Origin of the sequence: Thermolongibacillus altinsuensis (assembly GCF_004341205.1) — a bacterium.
Classification (GTDB): Bacteria; Bacillota; Bacilli; order Bacillales; family Anoxybacillaceae; genus Thermolongibacillus; species Thermolongibacillus altinsuensis.
Genome location: NZ_SLUL01000009.1, coordinates 44,378 through 66,982, shown reverse-complemented (window position 1 = coordinate 66,982; position 22,605 = coordinate 44,378). Strand labels below are relative to the sequence as shown.

The following is a 22,605-nucleotide window of genomic DNA, read 5'->3' as shown; positions in this document are numbered from 1 at the left end:
TAGGGGGCTCCCCCCCCTATCCATTTTGCAGTGGTTATCTTATTTTCGCAAGGATCGTTTTTAATTTCTCGTAGTTCACAACCACTCCGTCATCTAAATCTAAGGCAATGCGTTGGTTGGCAAGTTCCGCTAATTTTTTATCGAATTCAACGAGCTCTTCCTGCTGGGCTCTAAGTTGTTTCAACTGCTTCTCATAACGCTTCTTCATCGCAGAAGATAAATCTGGATTGATAAGGTCTTGCTCGAGACGTTTTTCTTCTTGGCGCAGTTTTTCTTGTAAGTTTTGTACGTACGTAAAGCGCATTGTTGCTAATGTTTCTGGCGTGTAACGGTGCAAGTAGAATAATGCACGGAAACCTTTTTTCGAACCAGACTCAACCATCCAATAAATCGGACGTTTTTGATAAATTTTACAATGATCATCATAAAACTCATCAAAGAAATAACGACGCAACCGTTCCGTTGGTGTTTCATTACTTTTCATCGTTAGTGACTCCGCTAACCAACGAAGATTTTCCGCTAACGTATCTTCGCCGAACATAATGATTAATAGCTCTTGCAAGCGGCTGATGACATCATCTTCAAAATAAGCCGTTTCCGTCAATGGAATGATGCCATCTTTATCAGGCTGGAATGTTTTATACTTCGAAGCGTCCCACTCACCACCTGCATACGCAAGGCCTTCGACATCTAACGAATAACGCCCCATCATCAAACCAACGCAGTAAGACAAGAATGACTTCGCATCACGAACGCGATCCGCGCGGCGAACGGTTACTTCCTCATCCGGCACTTCCGGTGTCAATTCATCTTGTAAACCATATAATTCAATAAAAATGCGGTTCAATTCTTCTTCATTTTTCTTCAGCTGCTGGAACTGCTTTTCTGCATGATCTGCCCAGTTGGCGTAACATTCCTCTAATGTTTTTGCTTCTCCTCGAAATGTGAGAAATGGGTGTTGTTTGAAATTCCATGAGGTTTCGAAAAAGTCCCAATCATTCTTTGATATATTAATATTTTGTATTGCTAATCTATCAATTTCAGATTTTTCTTTTTCATTAAATACAATAGGCAAATCCCCTATATTTCCAACCTGGAAATTAAGCGTTGGATTGATATATTGCAAAAATTTAAACGATAACTTACTGCATAGATAAGCTGTTACATAATAAATCCAATCGTTATTAGGGAAAATAGATGAACCTCCAACGTCGAAAATAAACCCATTTGGGGTGTATCGAACACCAAAGTTACTTGAACTTACAAATGACCAAGTTATTCCTTCTTTAAAATAATATCCAGTGTTTTGAGGTCTTGAACGTAACTTTCCACTTTGATCAACCAAATTCCTTATTTCAAATCCATCATTCTCCCAATTAACTAAATATTCTTGATTCCCATACCACTTTCGAAATTCTCCACCTTTATTATAAGGAAACCATTTCTTTTTACTTTCTTGTGCTTCCAGACTTGACTTACATCCAAATCCAATTTTTTGGTAAGTAACCTCATGCCATAATCTTAAAAAGCGATTATTATCTGATGTTGCTAGTCCTTGTCTTGGCTCTGCAAATTCCTTTAATGGAGGATTTTGTTTAAATATTTCCCTTACTTTTGGACTCGCCCAATATGCAATCGGTGAACCTGGGATATCTTTGAAACCTTCTTGATTGCGCACGAATATATCATTTTCTTTTTTACATAAAAACATTTCTTCTTTTGCTCGTGAAGACGAATAATCTACTAATCGTACGTATTTTCCTTTGTAATTAGCAATGAACGATTGTCTTAATACAAAACTTGTACTTTGAACAACTTCCCCTCCAACTTCTTCAAAAGCACGAGTTCCTAGATGAAGCATTGAATAAATAGTAGTGTGACTTAAAAATTCTTTTCGTAATTCTTCAAAACTGCTTAAAAACATCCATGAATGCTGGTTTATTGCCGCTGAAAATCCGTTTTCGACGGTAAAATGTTGCGTGCGAATCATAAACGCGGCAAATAAATCGCTTTTCCCCTTTGGATAGTTATCACTTAAATATTTTTTTAGCTGTGGATTCATCCCTTTCGATCCCATATATGGTGGGTTCGTTACCACGATATCATACTGAGATGCCAACAACTTTGCTTGGATTATTAGTGCCTTAATCTTCTTCAACTGTTCATACACTTCAAACGTTTCTAAGGTAGGCACTCCGGACTGCTCAAGCTGTTTGACTTTCCTTAAATATCTATCAAAGTCAACATTTTTCGGTCGTAAAATGGAACCATAGTTTTTCGCACCGATAAATGTTTGTAATAATTCTTTGATTGCTGCTACTTCTGTTTCGTTTTCTCCAATTAATTCTGCTGCTTGATCGATGAGAATATCATTCGATTCTTGTATCGAAATGACGTTCAATACAGGCGGATGGCGAAATACTTTTTTCGTTTTCTCCCGCGCTTTCATCATTAACGCAAATGCCGCCAACTGTGCCGCACGATCATCAATATCAATTCCGTATAAGTTTTTCTCTAAAATAAGAAACGGAATTTCACGGGCAGGATAGCCACGTTCTTCATATATTTTGTATAGCAAGTCAAAGGCATAGACAAGAATATGACCAGAACCGCAAGCAGGGTCTAAGACGGTGATATCCTCTGGTGAAAGATTTGGGTTGCGTAGTTCTTCCAATTTCGCTTGTACCTCTGGTTCTTGCTCTGCTGGCTCTACATAATATTTCATTTCCGCTTTTAAGTTGGATTCCGGATGGGACTCGAGCCACATATGACCAAGCGAATTTTCCACCATATAACGGACAATCCAATGAGGTGTAAATAGCTGTGTTGCGGCTGGGATGTTTTCTTTTGTAATTTTTTTGTTTTTCTTTAATCCCGCAAATACTTCATCTTTTTTCTCTGAAATATAATATTGATACAACCAACCAATGACCTCTACATGTTCAAAGTTTTCGTCTCCTAATTCTTTTCCTAGTTTGTTAATCAACGAATCCACATGAAGCAACGACTCTGGCAATAGTAGTTCTGTATAGTCTGCTAACTTTTCAAATAAGAACGGCATGATTTTATGCAATTCATTACATTGGGCAATTAATAACTTCCGATACGCTTCTTCACGCTTTCCTTGTTGTAAAAGAGATGCAATCTCCTCTTTATCGACTGGCAAGTCCGTATATTGGTAATCGGTTAAAATATCCGGATCCACTTTTCCTTTCGTTTCGCTTGATAAAACGCGAATTTTTGATGGCAAATAGTTATGCACTTCCATGAAGCGAATTGCAATTAAGCGGTTAAACCAAGTATACGCGACTTCTTCAATCACCTGATCATAGCCTTTTGTTTCAATTTCTTTTAACAGTTTTTGTAGACCGTTTTTATAAGATAACGGCAGTTTTTTGCCGTTAATTTCGACATAATCAGCACCTGTTACAAGCGTAGGAGAGCCTTCGGGAGTAATCCCAAAGGCTTGTGCTCGCAAGGCGATTTGATTGCGTAGTTCGTTGCGTGCATAAACAGCAAATTCTTTTAATGCTCGTTTGTTCATTGTCTCCTGACTCCTTCTACTTTTTAATGACGACAACTTTTCCATTCTGAATTTCTTTTAGCAATTCCTGTTTCATTTTTTCTAATAAACGATCCACGTCATCTTCAGTACGAATTTCGACTTGACCAGACGGAATCATGACTTGGATGAATCGCGAGATTGGCACTTCCACTTGATGATCATCGCCGTCACTCGCTTCCGACTGATATTGTACATACAGTTCATACACTTTTTCTTCCAAACGGCGCAAATCGTTTGTCGCCATTTGTGTGTAGGAATAGACACGGGAAATGCTGTCCATATCTTTCAGCTGCTCTATACGGGCTTGCAGTTCTTCTAATTCATGTTGAACCATTGCTTTGATCTCTTCGATGCTGTACCGCTCTTTCAACTCTTCCATCTTGCGGCGAATTTCTTCCATTTGTTCGAGCTGAGCGCCCAGTTCTTTCTTTACAAAATTCGTAAGTTCTGTTCTTAATTTCTCGTTTAAGATTGGTAGATTAGGAATTTCTCGATAAGGATGATCCATTGTCAGGATGGAAACAATTTGATTTTTAATTTTTTGTACTTCTGTTTGATTTTTGGCGATATCTAAATCATCCGCACGCTCTTTTAATAGACGGACACTTTCATCAAAATAACGAATGGCCGTTTTTGTATAAAATGCAGATAAAGTTTGTATATCCTCAAGCCATTCCTCCAAATCTTCATCCAACTCAATGAATTCCTCAACGAGATTCTCGCTCTTGGAATAAGACAACAATTCCTCGATGCTATTCTTTAATTTCGCGAGCTGAATGCCGCCTGGATATGGATATTGCGGATCTTCATATTCTTTTATTTTCAGCATCTCTGTTATTGGTTCTAAGAAATGTTTTTGCATTTGCACGCGAATGTTCTTTGCAATTTCATCATACGTTTCGCCAACATCGTAGAAGTTAAATAACTCCCGCATCATTTCTACGACGATTTTACGTTTGTGGCTTGGAATGGCGATTTGCGCCTCAATCATTACTTTTTCGCGTTCCGACGCTTTTGTAATCCAAGAAATAAACTGTGGATGACTCGTATCAAAACTTTCTCCTAAATACGTTAATTTTATTTTTCCATCATGCATTAAAGCAGCTACTAATCCGGCAATATCGTTTTCGCTCCAGCCGTAAGGCGCGCTTTTAAATTTTTCTACAAGCAATTTCATCGTCACCATTTGCCGATTGCGGCTTTGTTCAAGGAAACGAAACACCGTGTCATACGCAAGATGGTTGGCAAACGTTCCATCTAATTTCGCTGGAAGACCTTTTGTTGCCCATTCATAAATCGTATCGTTCGCGTTTTTGACAGGAACCGGCTCTTCCATATAGCTTAAGTAGCTGTACGTATTACGGACAAGAATTTCAAATGCACTTTGCAGCTGATTTTCTAAACTGCCGTTAAAACGGTATTCTTGTCCTTGAACATAGTAAGTCGCATGCAACGACGCTTCGGCTAGCGCTTCTTTTGCTTTCTTTTCAAATTCGGTGATTTGTTGGCGTTTTTCATCCAGTATTTTACGTTGTCTTTCCGTTAAGCTCGTTGAAATTTTTTTATTTGCATAGGATCGGATTTTCAACGCGTATTCCATCGGTTCAAAAAACTTTTCGGTAAATTCTTGTGGAATATGCATGACTAAAATGCCTGAGTTTGCCTCGGCTCGCGCTTGTTCTTCCGTGACATCTCCCGTGTATACTTGAAGGGTTAGTTCATTCGTTCGCCCACCGCGAGTGTACGTATCAAATATTTTATTGAATTCAAAGTCATGTGTTTTTTGATAACGATATGATTTCATTTGCACGATATCTTCGAAAAATATTTTGCCCAACTCATCAATGACATTTGCTTCGTTAATATGTTCGTGTTCAATCTCGCGATTCATCTCTTGTTCGTCATCGCTTAAGAACACAAACGTTTTATCCGCATTTTCCGCAATTAACATGTTTCGGCGAAGACGGTTTAACGAACGGCGAACTTCTTTTTCTAAATCATTTTTTATGCAGTCTACACTGTCAACAAGCAAAGTGGTAATATTTTCCACCGTTGCTTTAATCTGCTCGATCCCCTTGATCATAAATAACACTTTTAACACTTCAACGTCAAACTCTGTGATGCCTTCGCGTTTCGCTGCCGATGCGATCGTCGCCGAAACAGAGGTGCTTAAAAATCGTTTAACCGTTTCATAAAATTGGGAAAAACGGGCCAATTGGTTTGTATCTTGGTCTTTTAATTGCAACGCAACTTCCTGGAAGGCGTTTAATAAGGAGCGTTCTCCGTGCGCTAAATGAGCCCCCGCCTCCCCTTGGCGGCGTACTTTATCAAAAACCCGTTGCAACAATTCGACTTGATATGGGACGAACGGATAAATCGCCGCATATTCTTCTTCATTTTTGAATCCGCTTTGAAGCACGCACGTATCTTTTTCAAACGTTAACGTATTGTTTAAACTTTGTCCGATTTGCTCAAATTCAATTTTCAAATGATCGGCAGCTGCCGGACTTTTTTCTAATAGACGGCGTTTAATGACTTCATCCGTATTAGAGCTCGTCAAGTGAATACGTGTTGCGAAACGGCCTTGAATTTTAGAAAAATTGTCAGCGCCTTTAATTTTTGTTACTGCATCGATTTGTTCTTGAGAAGTAACAATCACCCACACTTTTCCTTGGCAATAGTTTCCTAAATCTTCGACAACGGTTTGTAGATTTAACATAAGGTTCGGATCATCGCCAATATACTGACCGATTTCGTCGACAAGGAACGTAAGGCGGTAGTTGTCTCCTTTTTCTTTGACGTGTTTTGCAACAATTTTCGCGAATTCTTCAGAACTGATTTCAAACGTTTTCTTAGCCGCGTCCAAGAAGCCTGCCGACGTTTCTTCGTCATACCCTAATCTAGCTAACGCCTGAATAAACGATTTGCGTTTTAATAAAACCCGCGCCCGTTCTTCCTTCCATGGTTTCCCTTCTATTTCTTCAAAATGTCTTACGAATTCCTCATATACTCCTTCGTCTGCCAATTGCCGCTCGATATGGGCAATCCAAAGCGTTGGAGAGTATCCTAAATATTGGTTAAATACTTTTAAAAATACTTCTACAATAGTTGCTTTATCTTTTTTGCCGCCCGCTGATTTGGAATCAACGTTAAATAAAATCGCATGGCTATCAAACGTAGCGGATCGCTGCATCATTTCTAATAATTTTTGGTCATCTGTTTTTTCTGCAAAGAAATCAACCGCTCGTTTGCCATATACGGTTTCGTTGTTAAGCAAATAAGATAAGATTTTTAGAAAATGAGATTTACCTGAACCAAAAAAGCCGGAAATCCATACCCCTATTTTTGTCGTCGGATGGTCAAAACTATAAGTGTAGTTTTCAAAGAAATACTTCATATTTTCGCTGATTTCTTTCGTCATAACATATTCTTCTAATTCGCTGTGAACCACTTTTTCGTCGTATTGTCCCGCTTGCACTACCCCATTAATTTCACGGTCAATCGGCTTTATAAAAAGTTCCTGAATAGTAAATGTGTTTTGTAACAATGCGAACCCTCCTCTGTCCATTAGATAGAAAATGCCCGATAATATCCGTTGGATTCGAAACGATTAAATAGGCTCAAGCCTTGCCCTGTATATGTTCCCGGATAAAAAATAACGATTGGCACGTTGGTTACTTTCGGATGTAATTGATTTAGCAATTCATGAGCGCGTACTAATGGAAATACACTCCCAACACCGGTGATAAAAATGATTTGTGCTTGTTCTGCCGCTTCGGCAATTTTGTCTACTAGCTCCTCTTCTTCGATCGTTGGGCGCAAAGCGTCAAACAAAGCTTCCGTTCCTTGTTCTTCCTCAAATTGTTTTAACCCTTCTAATCCAATATCGTCAAATAGTTCAATAACCATTTTCAATAAATTGAGCACTTTAATGTTTAAATGAGTCCGATTCGTAAAATATCGGACCGATTGACGAACAATTAACTCATGTTCCGGTTCGTAATCAAAAATGAAATACGGTACTTCATTTCCTAATCCTCTCATCTGCAAAAATTCATCTTTTTGAATTTCTTCAAAAAACCGATCTAATTTTTTTTGAATCTCCACTGCAAACCTCCTATATTATTCGTTTAATGTTAAGATGAGTAAATCGCGATACGCCGAATTTCGTTCGATGTAATCACGCAACTCTCTGCTTAATGGAATCGGTTTGATTTCGTATTCGTTTCCATTTTTCTCAAGCAATTCGGCATCTACTATTATTTTTAACATCACTTGCTTTAGTTTATATTTTGTTTTATCGGTCCAGTTTCTCACTTGTTCATATTGCTGTTCCTTTTCTTCAAAAAACGTGCGAATATTTCCTTCTGTTACCGTTGACTTAAACTTTTTCATATTATAATGAATCACTTCCAAAACAAAATCACGAGGAAACGTAAAACGCTTTAAAAATGCATATAGTAGGAGCGCGTTTTGGTCGGAACGTGCTCCATGTATTAGAAAAAACTTTAGCTGCTGATCAAGGACTTCGGCTCGTCGATAAACGCGAGGAAATAGGTCTTTTATTGCCGCCTCGCTGCGACAATGAAGTAAATTTCCTTCAAAAACTTTTTTCTTTATTTCCTCTTTCGATAATCCTTGTAGTTGTAAATGAACAATGGTTTTCATTTCATTTCTATAAAGGTGTTCCGCTGTAAACCCTCCGGAATATTTCTTCAACACTACATCCCAACCTTTACGATTTTTCGTCTAATTGTTTTCGCATTTCCGCCCAGCGGTGCCAAACTTTTAACCAAGCATGGAAATCGTAATATCGTTCGCGGTCATCTTCAAACGCTTCTTCAACAAACTCTTCTTCTTCGTCATCAAATAATCGAATCATATCTTCCTTTTTCACACGCTTTACCGCTTCCACTTGTGGTTCCACATATGGATCGTTTATATCCGTAATTAACCAATCGGCAAACGATTTACGTGGTTTTGGCGGCGCGCTAGGGTCTCGTTCTTCCAATAGCGGCGATATATTTCCACGATAAAATAGATGTAAGTCGTGATGAGCACGAGTAATAGACATATACAACATCTTAGCATGTTGCGTTTCATCTTTAAATGTCTCGTCGCTTACATCTTCGATAATCACCGCATCAAACTCAAGTCCTTTGACTAAATAAGAAGGAATAATAACGATTTTCTCTTTCAGCGCTTGGTTTCCTTCTGTAATCACTTCCATTTGCGTAATTTGACGTCTCATTAACTGGTCATACGTATCAATGGCTCCTTGTTTAGACGCTGTTAAAATCGCAATTTTTTTATAACCTTTTTCTTCAAATAATCGTATCGAATTTACTATTTCATCATAAAGCTCACCGATGCTTTCGACTTTCTTAATCGTAGGAACGTCCCCTGGACGGTTTACAGGAATGACAAGCGGAAAATCATAATTGCTATTTAATAACACCCTGTTGGCTAAATCCATAATTTGTTTTGTTGAACGGTAGCTTGTCTGCAAGTGAAGTCTTTTAAACTCTTTTTCTTTAAAAACATACGATTCTATTTCTTCCCAACGGTTAAGTCCATAGAAAGAAAAGATTCCTTGTGCAATATCGCCTAAAATCGTCATCGATTTCGCATAATCTTTCATAATCGCAAGTTGAAACGGGCTATAATCTTGCGCTTCATCAATAACAATGTGTTCGTACTGCAGTTTTTTTCCATTGATTTTCGCATCTAAATAAATGAGCGGGGCAATATCTTCATACATAAAACGTTCCTGTTTAATTTGTCTTCCGTTTTTCAGTAAAAGACTTAGCAATTCTTCATCGATATCCGGATGAAATTTCTCAAATACTTTTTTCTGGAACACCGATTTATACATTAACAACGCAGGAATATTTTCCATCTTTTTCACAATAAGCGAGATTTCATGCTGCATTTTCTCTTGAAAGATCTTCATTCGCAATTGTTTCGCTTTTTCTAATGCCTCATATACCGCTTTTCTTTCTTCTCCTTCCGGAAGCGTTACAACCCATTTCCGATACGCTTCCTCAAATTCATCCTCAATTTGTTGTTTGCGAATGTTGATTTGTTCATTGCTCCAATTTAAGATAAACTCTTTTACTTCTTTCATGCGTACATTGAGAGGCAAATGTTCTTTTGCGTGATAAAATTGATGAATTTCTTCTTTGGAAAGAATAACCCCGCTTTCAATAACGACGTCCCCATGCGGGATCATCGTATTGCCGATGTACTCAACAAAGTCATCTAGAAGCTTTTTAAATCGAAGCGACCCTTTATATTTGGCAATTTTTATCAAATCTTCTTTTTCCGTTGATCCGTATACATGTACATATTGCTCATGTAAGTCAGGAATATCATGAACATCGGTAAAATAAGTAGATGCCCAATCGTAAAATGTTCGTTGTTCAATCCCCTCAATTTCGATTTCCGGTACGATATCCTTAATATAAGATAAGAAAATCTCGTTCGGCGCTAAAATAAGAATATCTTTCGGTTTGACTTGCTCGTGATATTGATATAAAAGATATGAAATGCGATGCAGTGCAATCGTTGATTTTCCGCTCCCAGCCGCACCTTGGACGATAATCGTATCTTTCAGTGGCAGGCGGATAATTTCATCTTGTTCGGCTTGAATACTAGATATAATATCACGTAGTTTATAAGCTTCTTCGGTGTTTGTAAGAATTTCTTTCAAATAATCATCCATGTATTTTACTTTTTCGCCATTTTCGTTTTCAACGATTCCTGTTTGTCCAATATCGGTAACTTTAATAACCTTGCCGTCTTTAATTATAATTCCTCGTTTTCCATTGATCGTAACAGGACGATTTTCTTTGCCGATTTGGAACGTTTTTTGAACCCCTTGATAAGCATTGTATAGTTTTCCTAATTCGGTACGCCAGTCAACGACAACAAGCTCACCATCTTTTTCGACTCCCTTTTTACCAATATAAATTGTCTCTTTTCCGAACTCGTCTTCAAAATCCAAGCGACCGAAATACGGATTTTGTCGTATATCTTGAAGTTTTTTTACTTCCTTTTTCGCATATTCAATAAGCTGTGCTTCAACAATATCATTTGCAACCTTATTCATCTTTTGTTTTTTATCCTCAACTAACTCATCAATAATGGATATAGTAGAATCCAACCGCTCTTGTTCTTTCTGGATAATTTCTTGCATTTATATCCCCACCGTTTTTAATTACTTTGAAAGTTTTTTAAAGCTCATAACAATATATTTCCAGTCTCTCCCCGTAACCACATTACACACGATTACATTTTACTAAAGTAATATCGCGAAAAATGTAGAATTTTGTCGAACAAACAAAATACCTACCATTAACAAAGGTACATTGTTTCCTTCAAAAAATCTTATCTACTATAGCATTTCTCCATCAAAAAAGAGAGCTCACTCGCTCTCTTCCTCCTCTTCGTCATCATCAGGCAACGAAAAAGTCCCCCATTTTTTATAATGATCATTTTTCAGCATGTTTTCAATTTCCGCTTCGATATCTTCTTCCTCCGTCACTGGAAGCGACATTCCTGCGTATCCCCAACCGTTTGACTCGAGCCACTCAGTGAATGCTGCTAAAAATTCATCGTGATCTTTATCACAGTTGACGATGTAGCCATCTAATCGGATGTCAAAACGCATGATGTTCTCTCCCCTCATCTTGATCATCACAGTTTCTGCCATCAGGAATTATAACATACTGCGAATCACCTGGCATTCATCATCTCACCCCATCACCCTCAAAATTTCCTTAAACACCATCGATGGCTGTTTCAGTAAGTCATCCATTGGCAACGTTTTGATTTCGTCCCCTTTCGTAATCACTAACTGATGATCGGCTAATTTAATCACGATGTCTTTGATTCGATATGCTTCGATTTTTGACGCTTTATCTAAGTATCGATCATCCAAATCAAACCGAATTCGATCGGAAAGTCTCCTGAGCATTCTCCATAAAGTGATTTCCTCTTTGGATTTCATAAATAATTCAGGCAGCTCTTTTGCTTCTTTTAATGTGTTTAACGTTGTCAGCGTATAGACCGATATCCCATATCCCACTGGTCTCACAATGTTCTTTAAAAAATGCCAGCTTTCTATTTCAAATTTCACGTACTCTTCCGAACTATTTTTTGGTAATTCATGAATCCCGAATCGTTTTACGAATTTCACATCGACAATTTTCCCATAGCAAGTCACCCCATTGATCGGCGCCGCTCCTTTTTTTGGATACAGCGCAATGTATTTCGCTTCTTGCCAACCTTTTTTTAATCGCTTCACAGGAATGTGATAAAAGCGGTGCTGGAGATGGGCATGATAATTTTGTTCGTACGGCACCATGCCGACAATCACTTTCTCATCTAAAGAAGACTGCCATTCTTCGATTGTTCCTCTTGGAAGAATCCCTTCCTTCTGCAGTTCCTCTGGGCTTTTTTCGATAAGCCGCTCGATGAGTTGTTCGACTAAACGTGTCGCATTTGGCAAAAATGGCAGTCCGCCAATATTGACCTCATTAATGCTTTTGTATAGCTTATGTTCTTCGTAACCATCCTCATCGTACCACGGGAATAACACATAGGCGCCAAATGCCGCTCTTTCGTACGGACCATTGTGGCGGACAACGAGTGAATCACGATAGCGATGCATCGTGTTAATATCTTCTTCCATCGGCCCTGGAAGTTGATAATTTCGATGATAGCTGCTTCCTTCAACCGCAAAATCAATGCGATATTTGGCGTCGAAAATATAATTGTACGTGTAGTCTTTTCCCTTCTTTTCAATCGCCAACATCGTATCGGGAATTTGCGGAATCGTCGGCAGTTTCCCTTCGTACTTTTGATACGTTAAAACAATTTTTTCGCCTGTATGCGGATGTTCATATACTCTTGTCGCGGAGCGGTTTTTTTCTAAGTTGACAAACAAGCCAGTGCGATTGACCTGGATGATGTCCTGACTCACGAGCTTATACTTTTTCCCTAATATTTGTCCTAATTTCAAAAACGTCCAGTACTCATATAACGTGGCGACATCTTTCACGGACATTTGGTACAGCTTTCCTTGAAGCGCAAGGCCTCTTGTCACAATCAAATAAATTTGAAAAGCATCGCGATAACCCGGAGCCATCTGCAAAACAAGGCTCATCACGGAACGATCGAGCTTTCCGATTGGTTGCCAAAATCGGTTTTTTGTTTTCTTTTCTAATTCCTTTTTCATGTTCGCAATCTTTTCAAGCAAATCGGGATCCGGTTCCGCTTCATATCGTTTGTTTTTGGATTGAACTTTCTCAAATAAATCTGTTAATTTATGAATCAATCGTATCATCATCCATTTGACAAAACGATTTTCTAATGTATCGTACGTCAGTTCTTTTTTCATTTTTAATCCCGCTATCGGCATGATAGAACGATGATGGATGACAATTCCATTTGTCACTTCACAAAATAATTGCGGTCTTTTTCGCAAATATTGTCTTCCTTTTTGATCAAGGCGACCGAGCTGATCTCCTCTTACGTTCACATGCGTGGTAACGAGCTGATGATGCGGTTGTCGCTCAATTTGATTGATCGCTTGTAAAAAATCGTGAAAGTGCGCTTCCATGAGGCGAAAAAATTCGCTTCGTGACGGAGTGCCGTCGAGTTTGGCTTTCGCCCGTTGATATGTTTTCTTTATAAAATGGAAAGCAAGATTGTAAATTTCATCGCTCACTTCTTGAAGCAGCTTTTGATAATCTTCTTTATAGTTTAGTTTGGTCGGGAAAATTTCAAGGGTCACTTCTAAAATCGTTCGATTCCCGTTTCTTATTTCAAACGTCGACAGACCGACTTCATTGCGAAATTGAAGATTGCCCATTAACACATAATGAGAACCGATTTGAACGCGATTAATCGCCTTTCGCAAAAGCGGATGTTCGTGATAAAACGTGAACAAACCGTCTGTTTTTGGAGAAACGATGACTTGATAGACACCATTTTCAAAAAAGATCGGCCGATGCTGGGAGCATTCGACAAGTTTTTGTTGCTCGATATCGAATACGCTGACTTCTTCAATGTCTTCTCCATTGACCGAAAACTCCATGAACTCATGAATATCCATTTGTCTATATTGATGGAGGCTCCGGTATTGCTCGTGATAAGGCTTTCCTTTTATCACGAGCGTCAATGCCTTTGTTTCGATTCGGACTAGCTCTACATCCTCATGAGCCAGTCCAGAAAGATGTAAAGCCATCGTCCGCCAACCTCCTTAACATGTTCAAAATTTTATTAGCGCTTTTTGGATATTTGGCATACGTAAAGTCAAGAAGCTCATCATATTCCCCGTTTAATTCAATGTTGGTGCAAAAAGTAAATAATTGCTCTAACGCTCGTTGCACTCTCGCATCGCTTCCTGAAATGCGCGGCAAAATTTTTTGTAGTAGACAATGGTCGAAAGCGCTGTCAAATGACATCAATTGCCCTTCTTCGTTATAGGCAAGGTAGAAACAAATTTCATCTCGAACGCGATAACCAATATGCGCTCCTAACGGTTGTAAATAGTCATTGATTTTGACGAGTTCATTCGTTGCTTTTTCAACCATGTGCGGATAAAGTTGATAAACATCTTTCAAATGTAAATACTTAGCGGCAAAAGCCTCTTGTTTTAATTGAATAGGTTCAACTTTCTTCAATTCTCTTAAAAAGTCTAAATAATTGAGTTGAACACGATTAAACTCAATGGTATTGGCGCGATCTAACACCTTTTTGCTGAAAGGATGGGTCGTTTCGTCCATATTGACCGTACCGATGATATACACATTTGGCGGAAGGGAGATGTCTTGCCCCGCTATTTCTTTTGAAAGAAGATGAGAAGAAACGATTTTTCCGTTTTCCCAACGCCGACTTTCCATTACGCTTAATACGTCGCTAAAATAATGCTCGACCCGCGCTAAATTCATTTCATCAAGCAATACAAAATATGGATCTTCCTCATTTTGTTCCGCTTCTAGCACTACTTTGGTAAGCGGTCCTGGCTTAAATTCCCCTTTGATGTCGACATATCCAAGCAAATCAGAGCCATCATTCCAATCAGGGCGCACGGGAATTAAGGTGAATCTTCCGTTTTTCTCCGTCGCTCCAATGCTTTCGGCGAGCCATTGAACGATTTTGGTTTTTCCCGTTCCAGAAATGCCGGATAAAATAACAAACGGCTTTGTTTTTAATGACAAAAATAAATTGATTACCTCTTCTTTTGTATAGTAAAAACCCTTACTGGAAATATAAGAATGAATGTGATTCGTAATCGCTTCATACGAATAAGATTTGTCTATTGGTTTCATACTTGTTTTGATCTCCACATAGTTTTCGTAGTATTGAATCATTTGCTGTAGGTCGTGTTGCAATTGTTCTTCTGACGGCATTTGTTCGAAAGTATAAGAGATATAAACAGCAACGGACAGCTTATAATCTTTTGCTTTTTTGCTTTCGCCAAGTTCAATCTCGTCATCTTTTTTGACGTTTTCGCTCATTGGAATGGTTTGACGAATCTCTTCTTTGATTTGAAGCATTTCCTCTTTTGGAGTTTCCGTGACCCCTTGGGCAAAAGTTAGATAAACTCTTTTCATATCTTCACTGAACAAATAAACAATATAATATCCTCTTTGCGTAGACGTTGTGACCGTTTTGTCCATCACTGCAATCCATGGAATCGCAGCCCAATTCCCTTTACCAACGGATCCTTCCACGATATACCGTTCTGGATCAATAAAATGAAAGTGCTTGATTGTGTTTGGAATTTCATTCGTAACTAAATGAGCCATCGGATGTTTAGAAATGCTCTCTCTTTTTGCTTGTAAATATTGTTCCATCACTTGCAAAAGATTGTCACGTAAATTCATTGTTTACGAACTCCTTTAAGGAATATCCGAATGTATGTCCTAAAATTTCAATATTTGTATTACATTTTACAAAAACATCAAAAGAGTCGTCTATTGTTCTCTGCTATATTGCTAAGTTTTTGTACATAAGAAAAGAGAGCTGTATTAGCTCCCTCAGTTTCAAATGAGCTAGCAAGTCTTGGACTTAATTCAAATTCTTTAGAAAGACTCCCACAAAAAAGAGAGCACACTCGCTCTCTTCAACTTCACCGTCGTTAACAGGTAACGAAAACACCCTTTTCTTTTTATCCCAATAAATACATTTTGAGCTGTTTCAACTAGAAGCAGCTAAGCTAAAGTACTATCCATTATCCTTTACATACCTACACCAAACTCCGTTTCTTCCACTCATCCAAAAACGCAGGAAGCCGGTGTTGATAAGGAACGATGACGCGCTCGTAGAAGGCTTCCCACTCTTCTGGCTGTTTGAGAATATTGATGTAAACGAGTATTATGAAGCAACTTCTTTCGAAAGAACGCGAAAAAAGATATAACGGAACCTCTCCTCTACAATCCATTTAGAAGCAGGAGTTTCTTACTAACTTTCCCGGGAAAGTACATAGTGCTTATAAGACCCGCTATTTTCGACAAATAGATCCCTCTCGCTAGAATCTCTACAAACCTTTATGCTATACTTTTACACCAAATGGGGTGATTGTTATATGCTGAAAGAATTCAAAGAGTTTGCGATGCGCGGAAATATTGTCGACTTAGCCATCGGGGTGATTATTGGCGGGGCATTCAACAAAATCGTTTCTTCCCTTGTCAATGACATGATTATGCCGATGATTGGACTATTGCTTGGCGGCATCGATTTTAGCGGCTTGTCCTTTAAAATCGGTGACGCTGATGTGAAATATGGAATGTTTATTCAGACAGTCGTTGACTTTCTCATTATCGCGTTTTCGATTTTCTTGTTCGTGAAAGTGTTAAACAAATTGTATCGCCTTAAAAAACATGAAGAAGAAAAGGAAGCTCCGCCATCCTTAACAAAGCAGGAGGAACTTCTTATGGAAATCCGCGATTTGTTGAAAAAACAGCAATTGGAAAGAGAATAACTCAATGCCATAAAAAAACGGAGTCTTCCCCTCGACTAAAGGGACAGGCTCCGTTTTTTGGCGAACAGTGACAGGCACTGTCCGCCTGAATCAGCCTCCTGCTTAAATGTGCTTTTTTATTCCTATCTACTTGACAGGGGTCGCTTCAATAAAATTTAGTTTTCTTTTTATTACAATAAAAACCTACAAAATGTCGACACAACAAAAAACAAGGCAATATCGGCAAAATAAGTACTAAAAGTAGGGATATCGTTTATAATTAAAACAAGTTGAAACTTTTTGGAAGTTAAAGCGAAATATAATAAGGAGAAGTTTTGAAAAGGGAGAGGATTTTAATGAAAGAAGAAATCGAATGGGGTTCACCTTTAAGCATGGCGTGTTTAGGAATATTTTTAAGCGGTTTGGGATTCTTTTTGAAAGCTATTTGGAGTACTTTTCTTTAGGACATGTGAATATTAAAAAACGCTCGGATTTCGTTTTCCAAGCGTTTTTTGATATTTTTAATATAAAATTTTAGCCATATAATACTCATCCATAAAGAGGCCATTGACAAGCAATGAATGTTTTTTTGTCCCTTCTATTTCAAACCCCATTTTTTTATACAAAGCGATTCCTGCTTGATTCTGTGTCATGACCGTTAACTCTAAACGATGTATATTCCGTTCCCTAGCCCAACTTTCTAGCTTTCTAAATAATTTCGTTCCAATTCCTTTACCTCTGTGCTCTTTCAGAATCCCAATCACTAAGTAGGCTGAATGTCTATTTCTTTTGGCATTGCCGCCGAAAGCCATCAAATATCCTACTAGCTTCTCATAATCTTCAGCTACAAATATGGTTGAATTTTTTTGTTTTGAGATATTTTCAATCATTGTCCTTTGCTTTTCTGGAGTGAGCTTTCTTTCACCAGGTTCAAAAAGCATAAATTCGCTTTCATTTTCAACTTGTTGAATTAGGTTCGCAAGCTGTTGAGCATCTTCTAGTCTCGCTTCCCTGATTATCATATGAATCCCCTCTATTTTTTATCTCAAATGAGTCTGTTCTGTCCTGTACAACAACAAACAACCTGTGTATGCTAGTTGCTCCTCACAACGGCACCCAGGCCCCGCTTATTCCTGCATTACATATTGCGCACCATATGTTTTCTTCAAAAATGAGCGAATGCCGTTTGGATGATAAGGCATCAGCTCTTCTGCTCTGTCAACATCGACCCATTCCACCGTGATGATATTTTCGTCTCCCTGCATCACTTCTGGAGCGTGAAGGATCGTTCCGCGAAAGGTGATGAAAAAGACATGGTTTTCATCGATGAACGCTTCGTTGAGCGCAACAATGTCACCGATGGCCACGTCATACCCTGTTTCTTCTTTCACTTCTCGAATCGCTGCTTCCTCTAGCGTCTCCTCTGCTTCGACCCCGCCGCCAGGCAACGACCACGTTCCTCTCTTATTCAACACCATTAGCACGCTCTGCTGATCTTCATCGTACAAAAGCACATAGACGACATCGACTCGTTTCATCTTTATTCTCCTTTAGCCATGATTTATCTTACATTTTATAGAAAACGAATAGGAACGTCCATCAAATTTCCGAAAATGCAGAAAGTAAAAAAACCACACCCTTCAAACAGGTGTGGTTTTCACTTTAGCTTCTTGTTTTTTCTATACTTCTCTCCTCGAAACTTTCATGAAGGCATCGAATAAATCACTTTTCCATCTCGCAAAATTTGTTGTTTGATTTCTTCATTCAACGAATCGGCAAACAGCACATCGCATGAATAAATCCCGACAATGCGATCGATATCGTCTAAAATCTTTCCTTTTTGTGTTCCTCGATAATCAATGCATAGATCAATATCGGAATTGTAGCGCGCCATATTTTTCGCTCTGGATCCGAACAAAATGACTTTTTGAATCTCTTTTTCATGTTGAAAATAATCCATCAGCCGTTGATATACTTTTTCACTAATTCCGTACATCGTCATCAATCACTTCTTCTTTTATTTTTTCAAGAAGCTTTTCTATTTCGTGAACATATTCATTCACAATCTTATTTTTTATTTGTTCGTAATCCTCTTCATTGTAAACATGAGCCGTTGCATTGCGTGAACTTAGAATATCATTCCATATATCGATATTTTCAATCCATCCTTCCTTGAACGCTTGCCTATAGCAAGCACGCGGGCTGTTCATTTCAAGCCCCGAAGCCTTGAAAATTTTCGATAAAAGCTTCCACAACTGATTCTCTAAAATTTCGTACTTTTTCACAATGGAGTCTCTATATACTTCTTTTGTTAATTCGTCAGGATGTTCCATTTGCTTGAACGCGGAAATGACATTTTTCAGGTGTAACAATAAACGAAATACGTAGCGGTACGACAACATGATGGATTCTTCGTATTTCTCAAATATATCACTCAACGAACAACGCACCTTTCCATCACACGTTCTACAAACATTATAACACGTCTCATATAAAAAAGGGCGGAACTATGTACCGCCCTTTTCCATTCAGCAGCAACCTTCGTCATTTTCGCAGCAAGGTTCTTTGCGTTCGTCGTTTGTTTCGTCGTTTACTTCGATGATTTGCACATCGCAGCATGCTTCATTGTTTTCTTTTTTCGCCAATAAACGTTTGAACATATTTCTCACCTCCTTCAAATGACGTAAAATAAAAATCCCGATAAAGTCGCCATGGTGAAAACGGAAGCGACGAAGACAGCGACCAGCTTCTTTTTAAAAATACTTTGCAATAATGTGATTTCTGGCAAGCTCGCCCCGGCGGAGCTGATCATTAATGCCATGACAGGCGCCAGCGCCATTCCTTTTGCGATCATCATATCGGCGATCGGAATCATGGTCGATAAGCGAATATACAGCGGAATTCCAACGATCGCAGCAATCGGAACGAACCACCACTGTTCCCCGCCTAAATGCGTCACGATCCATTCCGTCGGAACGACACCATGAATGATCGAGCCAATGGCTGCACCGATCAGCAAAAACGGATAAACCGTTTTAATGAGCGTCCATGTTTCTGCAAAAGCTTCTTTGATGCTTGATTGTCGAGGCAATGTTACGTTTCCTTTGACGATGACCCGTTTGACCTCATTCTGAAACCCGAGCTTTTCTAATGCAAAGCCGATGAGAATGGAAAAGATCGAAGTGATGATGGTATAAGCAACGGCGACTTTCCAGCCTAATGTGGCCGTCATTAACGTTAAAATCGTCGGATCCAGCACAGGGGAAGCAAACAAGAAAATCATCACAAAGCGAAAGCGAACGTTTTGATTTAACAGCTGAACGACAATCGGAATGGTCGAACACGAACAAAACGGGGTCACAAACGCGAACACAATCGCGATCAACGCCCCATAAAGCGGGTGGCTTGTTTCCATTGCTTTCTCCAGCTTTTCATAAGGAATGAACCGCTGCAGCAATTGAACAACAAACGAAATTCCAACAAAGAGAATCGTTAATTCCGCACTCAGAAATAAAAAGGTTTGAAACACTTCTTGCCACATCTTCCTCTCCCTCTCTATTATTTGCAAAATGCAAATATCATTTATTTGAATAGGCAAGGAACGAATCACTTGCCTCCGTACATTGGTTTGCAACAGACGCTTGATTTGGCCATGCAATCGTTTAGCAGCTGAATCGAGCGAAGGACGGTTTCTTTTTCAAATTCGCTCATATGGGAAAACACTTCTGTTAAATATTCATTGATTTCGGCATCAATTTTTGCTGCGATATAGGTTCCTTCCGTCGTCAGGGAGAGGATAAAAATGCGCCGATCTTCTGGATACGGTGTTTTTTTCACTAACCCCATTTGTACTAATTTTTGAATTTGCCGGCTAAGCGTCGTGATATCCATCGCAAGCGCATCAGCCAGTTGTTGAACGGATGGCTGCTTTAAACGGTCAATCTCGTACAAAATATGGCTTTGCACTAAAGAAATCTCCATCCCGCCGACTGAACAGCAGTTTTTATTCAACAAACCAAATCGTTTCGTCATCGTTTGAAATAGCCCGCGAATGTTTTCCATTTTTTCACCTCTACTTTATTTATATCAAATTATTTGCAAAATGCAACTGTTTTTTCCTAAAAAAATGAAAAAAGTTCTCTGCCTCTTGCCAGCAGAGAACTTTTTCGCTTTAGCGGACTTTAAATTTCTGAATAAGCGTTTGCAGTTGTTCAGCCATATCGGACAGCGAAGAAGCAGATGAAGAGATTTCTTCCATGGCCGCAAGTTGTTCCTCCGTTGCAGCGGACACTTCTTGTGTGCCGGCTGCCGCTTCTTCGGAGATTTTGGCGATTAGCTGCATCGATTGAACGATTTGTTCAGCGCCATTCGCCATCTGTTGGATGGAAGCGGTGATGTCTTGAACGTGATCGGTCACATCGCGCACCGATTGTTTAATTTGCGCAAACGAGTCGCCGGCGGTATTCACGGCTTCGATGCCAGCCGCTACTTCTTTTGTGGCTGCTTCCATCGATTGAACCGCTTTTTCGGTTTCTTCTTGAATCGCTGTGATTAATTGAGCAATTTGTTGAGCGGATTGGGCCGATTGTTCGGCAAGCTTGCGCACTTCATCCGCGACGATTGCAAAGCCGCGGCCATGTTCGCCCGCTCTGGCTGCTTCAATTGCTGCATTTAAAGCAAGAAGGTTTGTTTGTTCAGCAATCTCCGTAATAGCCCTTGTAATTTGCCCGATTTCTTGTGAACGAACGCCTAGTTGCTTGACGGCTTCGGCAGAGTTGCGAACGGTGTTGTTGATCGAATTCATTTGCTCGACGGCTACTTGCACGGCTTGTTCACCGTTTGTCGCTTTCGTTGCCGCTTCGTTCGCCAACGTAGAGGCATGTTGGGCGTTGTTCGCTATTTGCTGAACAGCATCGGACATGTCTTGAATGGTTTTGGATGTCTCATCAATTTTCTGTACTTGTTTTTCCACACCTGCAGAAACCTCTTGCATCGTCACCGTAATTTGTTCGGTCGCTTTGCTTGTTTGTTCAGCGCTCGCTGTTAACTGTTCGGAAGCAGCCGCCACGTGATCGGCGTTTTCAGCGATTTGTTGAATAAGGTCGCGCAACGTTTGTGCCATTTTTCGAAACGATGCGGCTAAATCGCCAAGTTCGTCTTTATTTTTGATATGGATGTCCGTTTTCGTCAAATCGCCTGTCGCTATTTTTTCCGCCACATTTGCAATCGCGATGACCGGCTTTGAAACCGAACGGCCAATCAAAAACGCAACAATTACGCCAACGATGATTGAAATGATTCCTAATGTGAGAGCAAATGATTGAGCAGACGCCGCTTGAGCAGATGTTTGTTGTTCTTGTTTTTGCAACATCTGTTCTTGGTATGTAACAAGCTCCGTCACTTTTTCTTCAACGTTTTGCACGATTTGACGCCCTGCTTGAAGAGCCATCAAGTAGTCTGTTTGTTGATTTTGGGCTTTGGATGCAAATAAACGATTGCTGAAGTCGTAAAATTCTTCCTCAAGTTGATCTAATTGCTCAAGCAACTCTTTCGCTTTTGGATCGTCCATTTGTTCCATTAATTGTTTACTGGTCTCTTTATATGTATCATGAGCGTTTGCAAAGTTTTTTAGCGACTCTTCATCTCCGGTCAACAAATAACCGCGCTGGCTTGCCTGAGCCGATTTGATCGTTGTGAATAATTCTTTCGTCATGACAAGCCTTTTAACGTCTTCATTGAGCAGCGTGCTGTATGTTCGATCAATCGCCCTCATTTCATATGAGCTCACGGCCATCATGGCGATTAAAATGATAAAAACTGTAGAGAAGCCGGCGTATAATTTTTTTCGTACCGTCCATTTCATTGGCATCCCTCCCGATTTTTGATATCGTAATTTTACCAAATAACGTGTGTGAGAGAAAGAAACATGCACAAAAAGTACGGATTGTTTCAAAGCAAAATAAAGATGGACTTGCGAATGAAGCGTCTTAACTTGTGCTTTAAGTTTTTAAGAAAAGAAAACCGTCTCGGTGCATTCATGAGTTTCGACGAACAATCCAAAAAATTC

At 39.3% G+C, this 22,605-nt stretch carries 17 protein-coding genes; 1 reads left to right on the top strand and 16 read right to left on the bottom strand.

All coding sequences use genetic code 11. From position 1 onward, the window contains the following. Positions 1–34: 34 nt before the first annotated feature. The 8 genes from pglX to EDD69_RS09605 all read right to left on the bottom strand — a co-directional run bounded on the left by pglX (position 35) and on the right by EDD69_RS09605 (position 15,462). Positions 35–3,544 carry a BREX-1 system adenine-specific DNA-methyltransferase PglX gene (gene pglX / locus EDD69_RS09640; RefSeq protein WP_132948757.1) on the bottom strand — a complete coding sequence of 1,170 codons (3,510 nt, stop codon included), beginning with the start codon at positions 3,542–3,544 and terminating at the stop codon, positions 35–37. A 16-nt stretch (positions 3,545–3,560) separates the two neighbouring features. Next, entirely contained in the window at positions 3,561–7,112 is a 3,552-nt protein-coding gene (gene brxC, locus EDD69_RS09635) for a BREX system P-loop protein BrxC (RefSeq protein ID WP_132948756.1), read from the bottom strand. Positions 7,113–7,132: 20 nt separating this feature from the next. Beyond that, entirely contained in the window at positions 7,133–7,672 is a 540-nt protein-coding gene (locus EDD69_RS09630) for a DUF1788 domain-containing protein (RefSeq protein WP_132948755.1), read from the bottom strand. A gap of 15 nt (positions 7,673–7,687) precedes the next feature. Continuing rightward, complete coding sequence (locus tag EDD69_RS09625) at positions 7,688–8,287, bottom strand: DUF1819 family protein (protein WP_132948754.1); 600 nt, start codon at positions 8,285–8,287, stop codon at positions 7,688–7,690. Positions 8,288–8,300: 13 nt separating this feature from the next. After that, a complete protein-coding gene (gene helD / locus EDD69_RS09620; RefSeq protein WP_132948753.1) occupies positions 8,301–10,763 on the bottom strand; it encodes an RNA polymerase recycling motor HelD in 2,463 nt (820 codons plus the stop codon). A 228-nt stretch (positions 10,764–10,991) separates the two neighbouring features. Then, on the bottom strand, positions 10,992–11,237 hold the full coding sequence (locus EDD69_RS09615; protein ID WP_132948752.1) for a hypothetical protein: 246 nt from the start codon (positions 11,235–11,237) through the stop codon (positions 10,992–10,994). Between the two features lie 84 nt (positions 11,238–11,321). Further along, positions 11,322–13,817: a restriction endonuclease-like protein gene (locus EDD69_RS09610; protein ID WP_132948751.1), complete on the bottom strand. Its 2,496-nt coding sequence runs from the start codon at positions 13,815–13,817 to the stop codon at positions 11,322–11,324. Further along, positions 13,786–15,462 carry an MrcB family domain-containing protein gene (locus EDD69_RS09605; protein ID WP_132948750.1) on the bottom strand — a complete coding sequence of 559 codons (1,677 nt, stop codon included), beginning with the start codon at positions 15,460–15,462 and terminating at the stop codon, positions 13,786–13,788. Before EDD69_RS09605 ends, EDD69_RS09610 begins: the two co-directional genes overlap by 32 nt. Positions 15,463–16,163: 701 nt before the next feature. Here EDD69_RS09605 and mscL point away from each other — a divergent pair. Then, the gene (gene mscL / locus EDD69_RS09600) at positions 16,164–16,559 is read left to right on the top strand and encodes a large conductance mechanosensitive channel protein MscL (protein ID WP_132948749.1); all 396 of its coding nucleotides are present in this window, start codon (positions 16,164–16,166) and stop codon (positions 16,557–16,559) included. Between the two features lie 500 nt (positions 16,560–17,059). Here the strand turns inward: mscL and EDD69_RS09595 are convergent, their stop codons facing one another. The 8 genes from EDD69_RS09595 to EDD69_RS09565 form a co-directional block, all read right to left on the bottom strand. Next, positions 17,060–17,560, bottom strand: a complete 501-nt coding sequence (locus tag EDD69_RS09595) for a GNAT family N-acetyltransferase (RefSeq protein WP_132948748.1) — start codon at positions 17,558–17,560, stop codon at positions 17,060–17,062. A 105-nt stretch (positions 17,561–17,665) separates the two neighbouring features. Next, positions 17,666–18,076: an NUDIX domain-containing protein gene (locus EDD69_RS09590; RefSeq protein WP_132948747.1), complete on the bottom strand. Its 411-nt coding sequence runs from the start codon at positions 18,074–18,076 to the stop codon at positions 17,666–17,668. A gap of 164 nt (positions 18,077–18,240) precedes the next feature. Next, positions 18,241–18,540, bottom strand: a complete 300-nt coding sequence (locus tag EDD69_RS09585) for a nucleotidyltransferase domain-containing protein (RefSeq protein ID WP_132948746.1) — start codon at positions 18,538–18,540, stop codon at positions 18,241–18,243. Then, the gene (locus EDD69_RS09580) at positions 18,521–18,940 is read right to left on the bottom strand and encodes an HI0074 family nucleotidyltransferase substrate-binding subunit (RefSeq protein ID WP_424565351.1); all 420 of its coding nucleotides are present in this window, start codon (positions 18,938–18,940) and stop codon (positions 18,521–18,523) included. The genes EDD69_RS09585 and EDD69_RS09580 overlap by 20 nt, the downstream gene beginning before the upstream one ends. Positions 18,941–19,066: 126 nt before the next feature. Continuing rightward, entirely contained in the window at positions 19,067–19,198 is a 132-nt protein-coding gene (locus EDD69_RS15680; RefSeq protein ID WP_279388142.1) for a hypothetical protein, read from the bottom strand. 14 nt (positions 19,199–19,212) lie between these two features. Beyond that, complete coding sequence (locus tag EDD69_RS09575) at positions 19,213–20,079, bottom strand: permease (RefSeq protein ID WP_132948744.1); 867 nt, start codon at positions 20,077–20,079, stop codon at positions 19,213–19,215. A 65-nt stretch (positions 20,080–20,144) separates the two neighbouring features. After that, a complete protein-coding gene (locus tag EDD69_RS09570; RefSeq protein WP_132948743.1) occupies positions 20,145–20,600 on the bottom strand; it encodes a MarR family winged helix-turn-helix transcriptional regulator in 456 nt (151 codons plus the stop codon). Between the two features lie 109 nt (positions 20,601–20,709). Further along, positions 20,710–22,401, bottom strand: a complete 1,692-nt coding sequence (locus EDD69_RS09565) for a methyl-accepting chemotaxis protein (RefSeq protein WP_132948742.1) — start codon at positions 22,399–22,401, stop codon at positions 20,710–20,712. Positions 22,402–22,605: the final 204 nt, after the last annotated feature.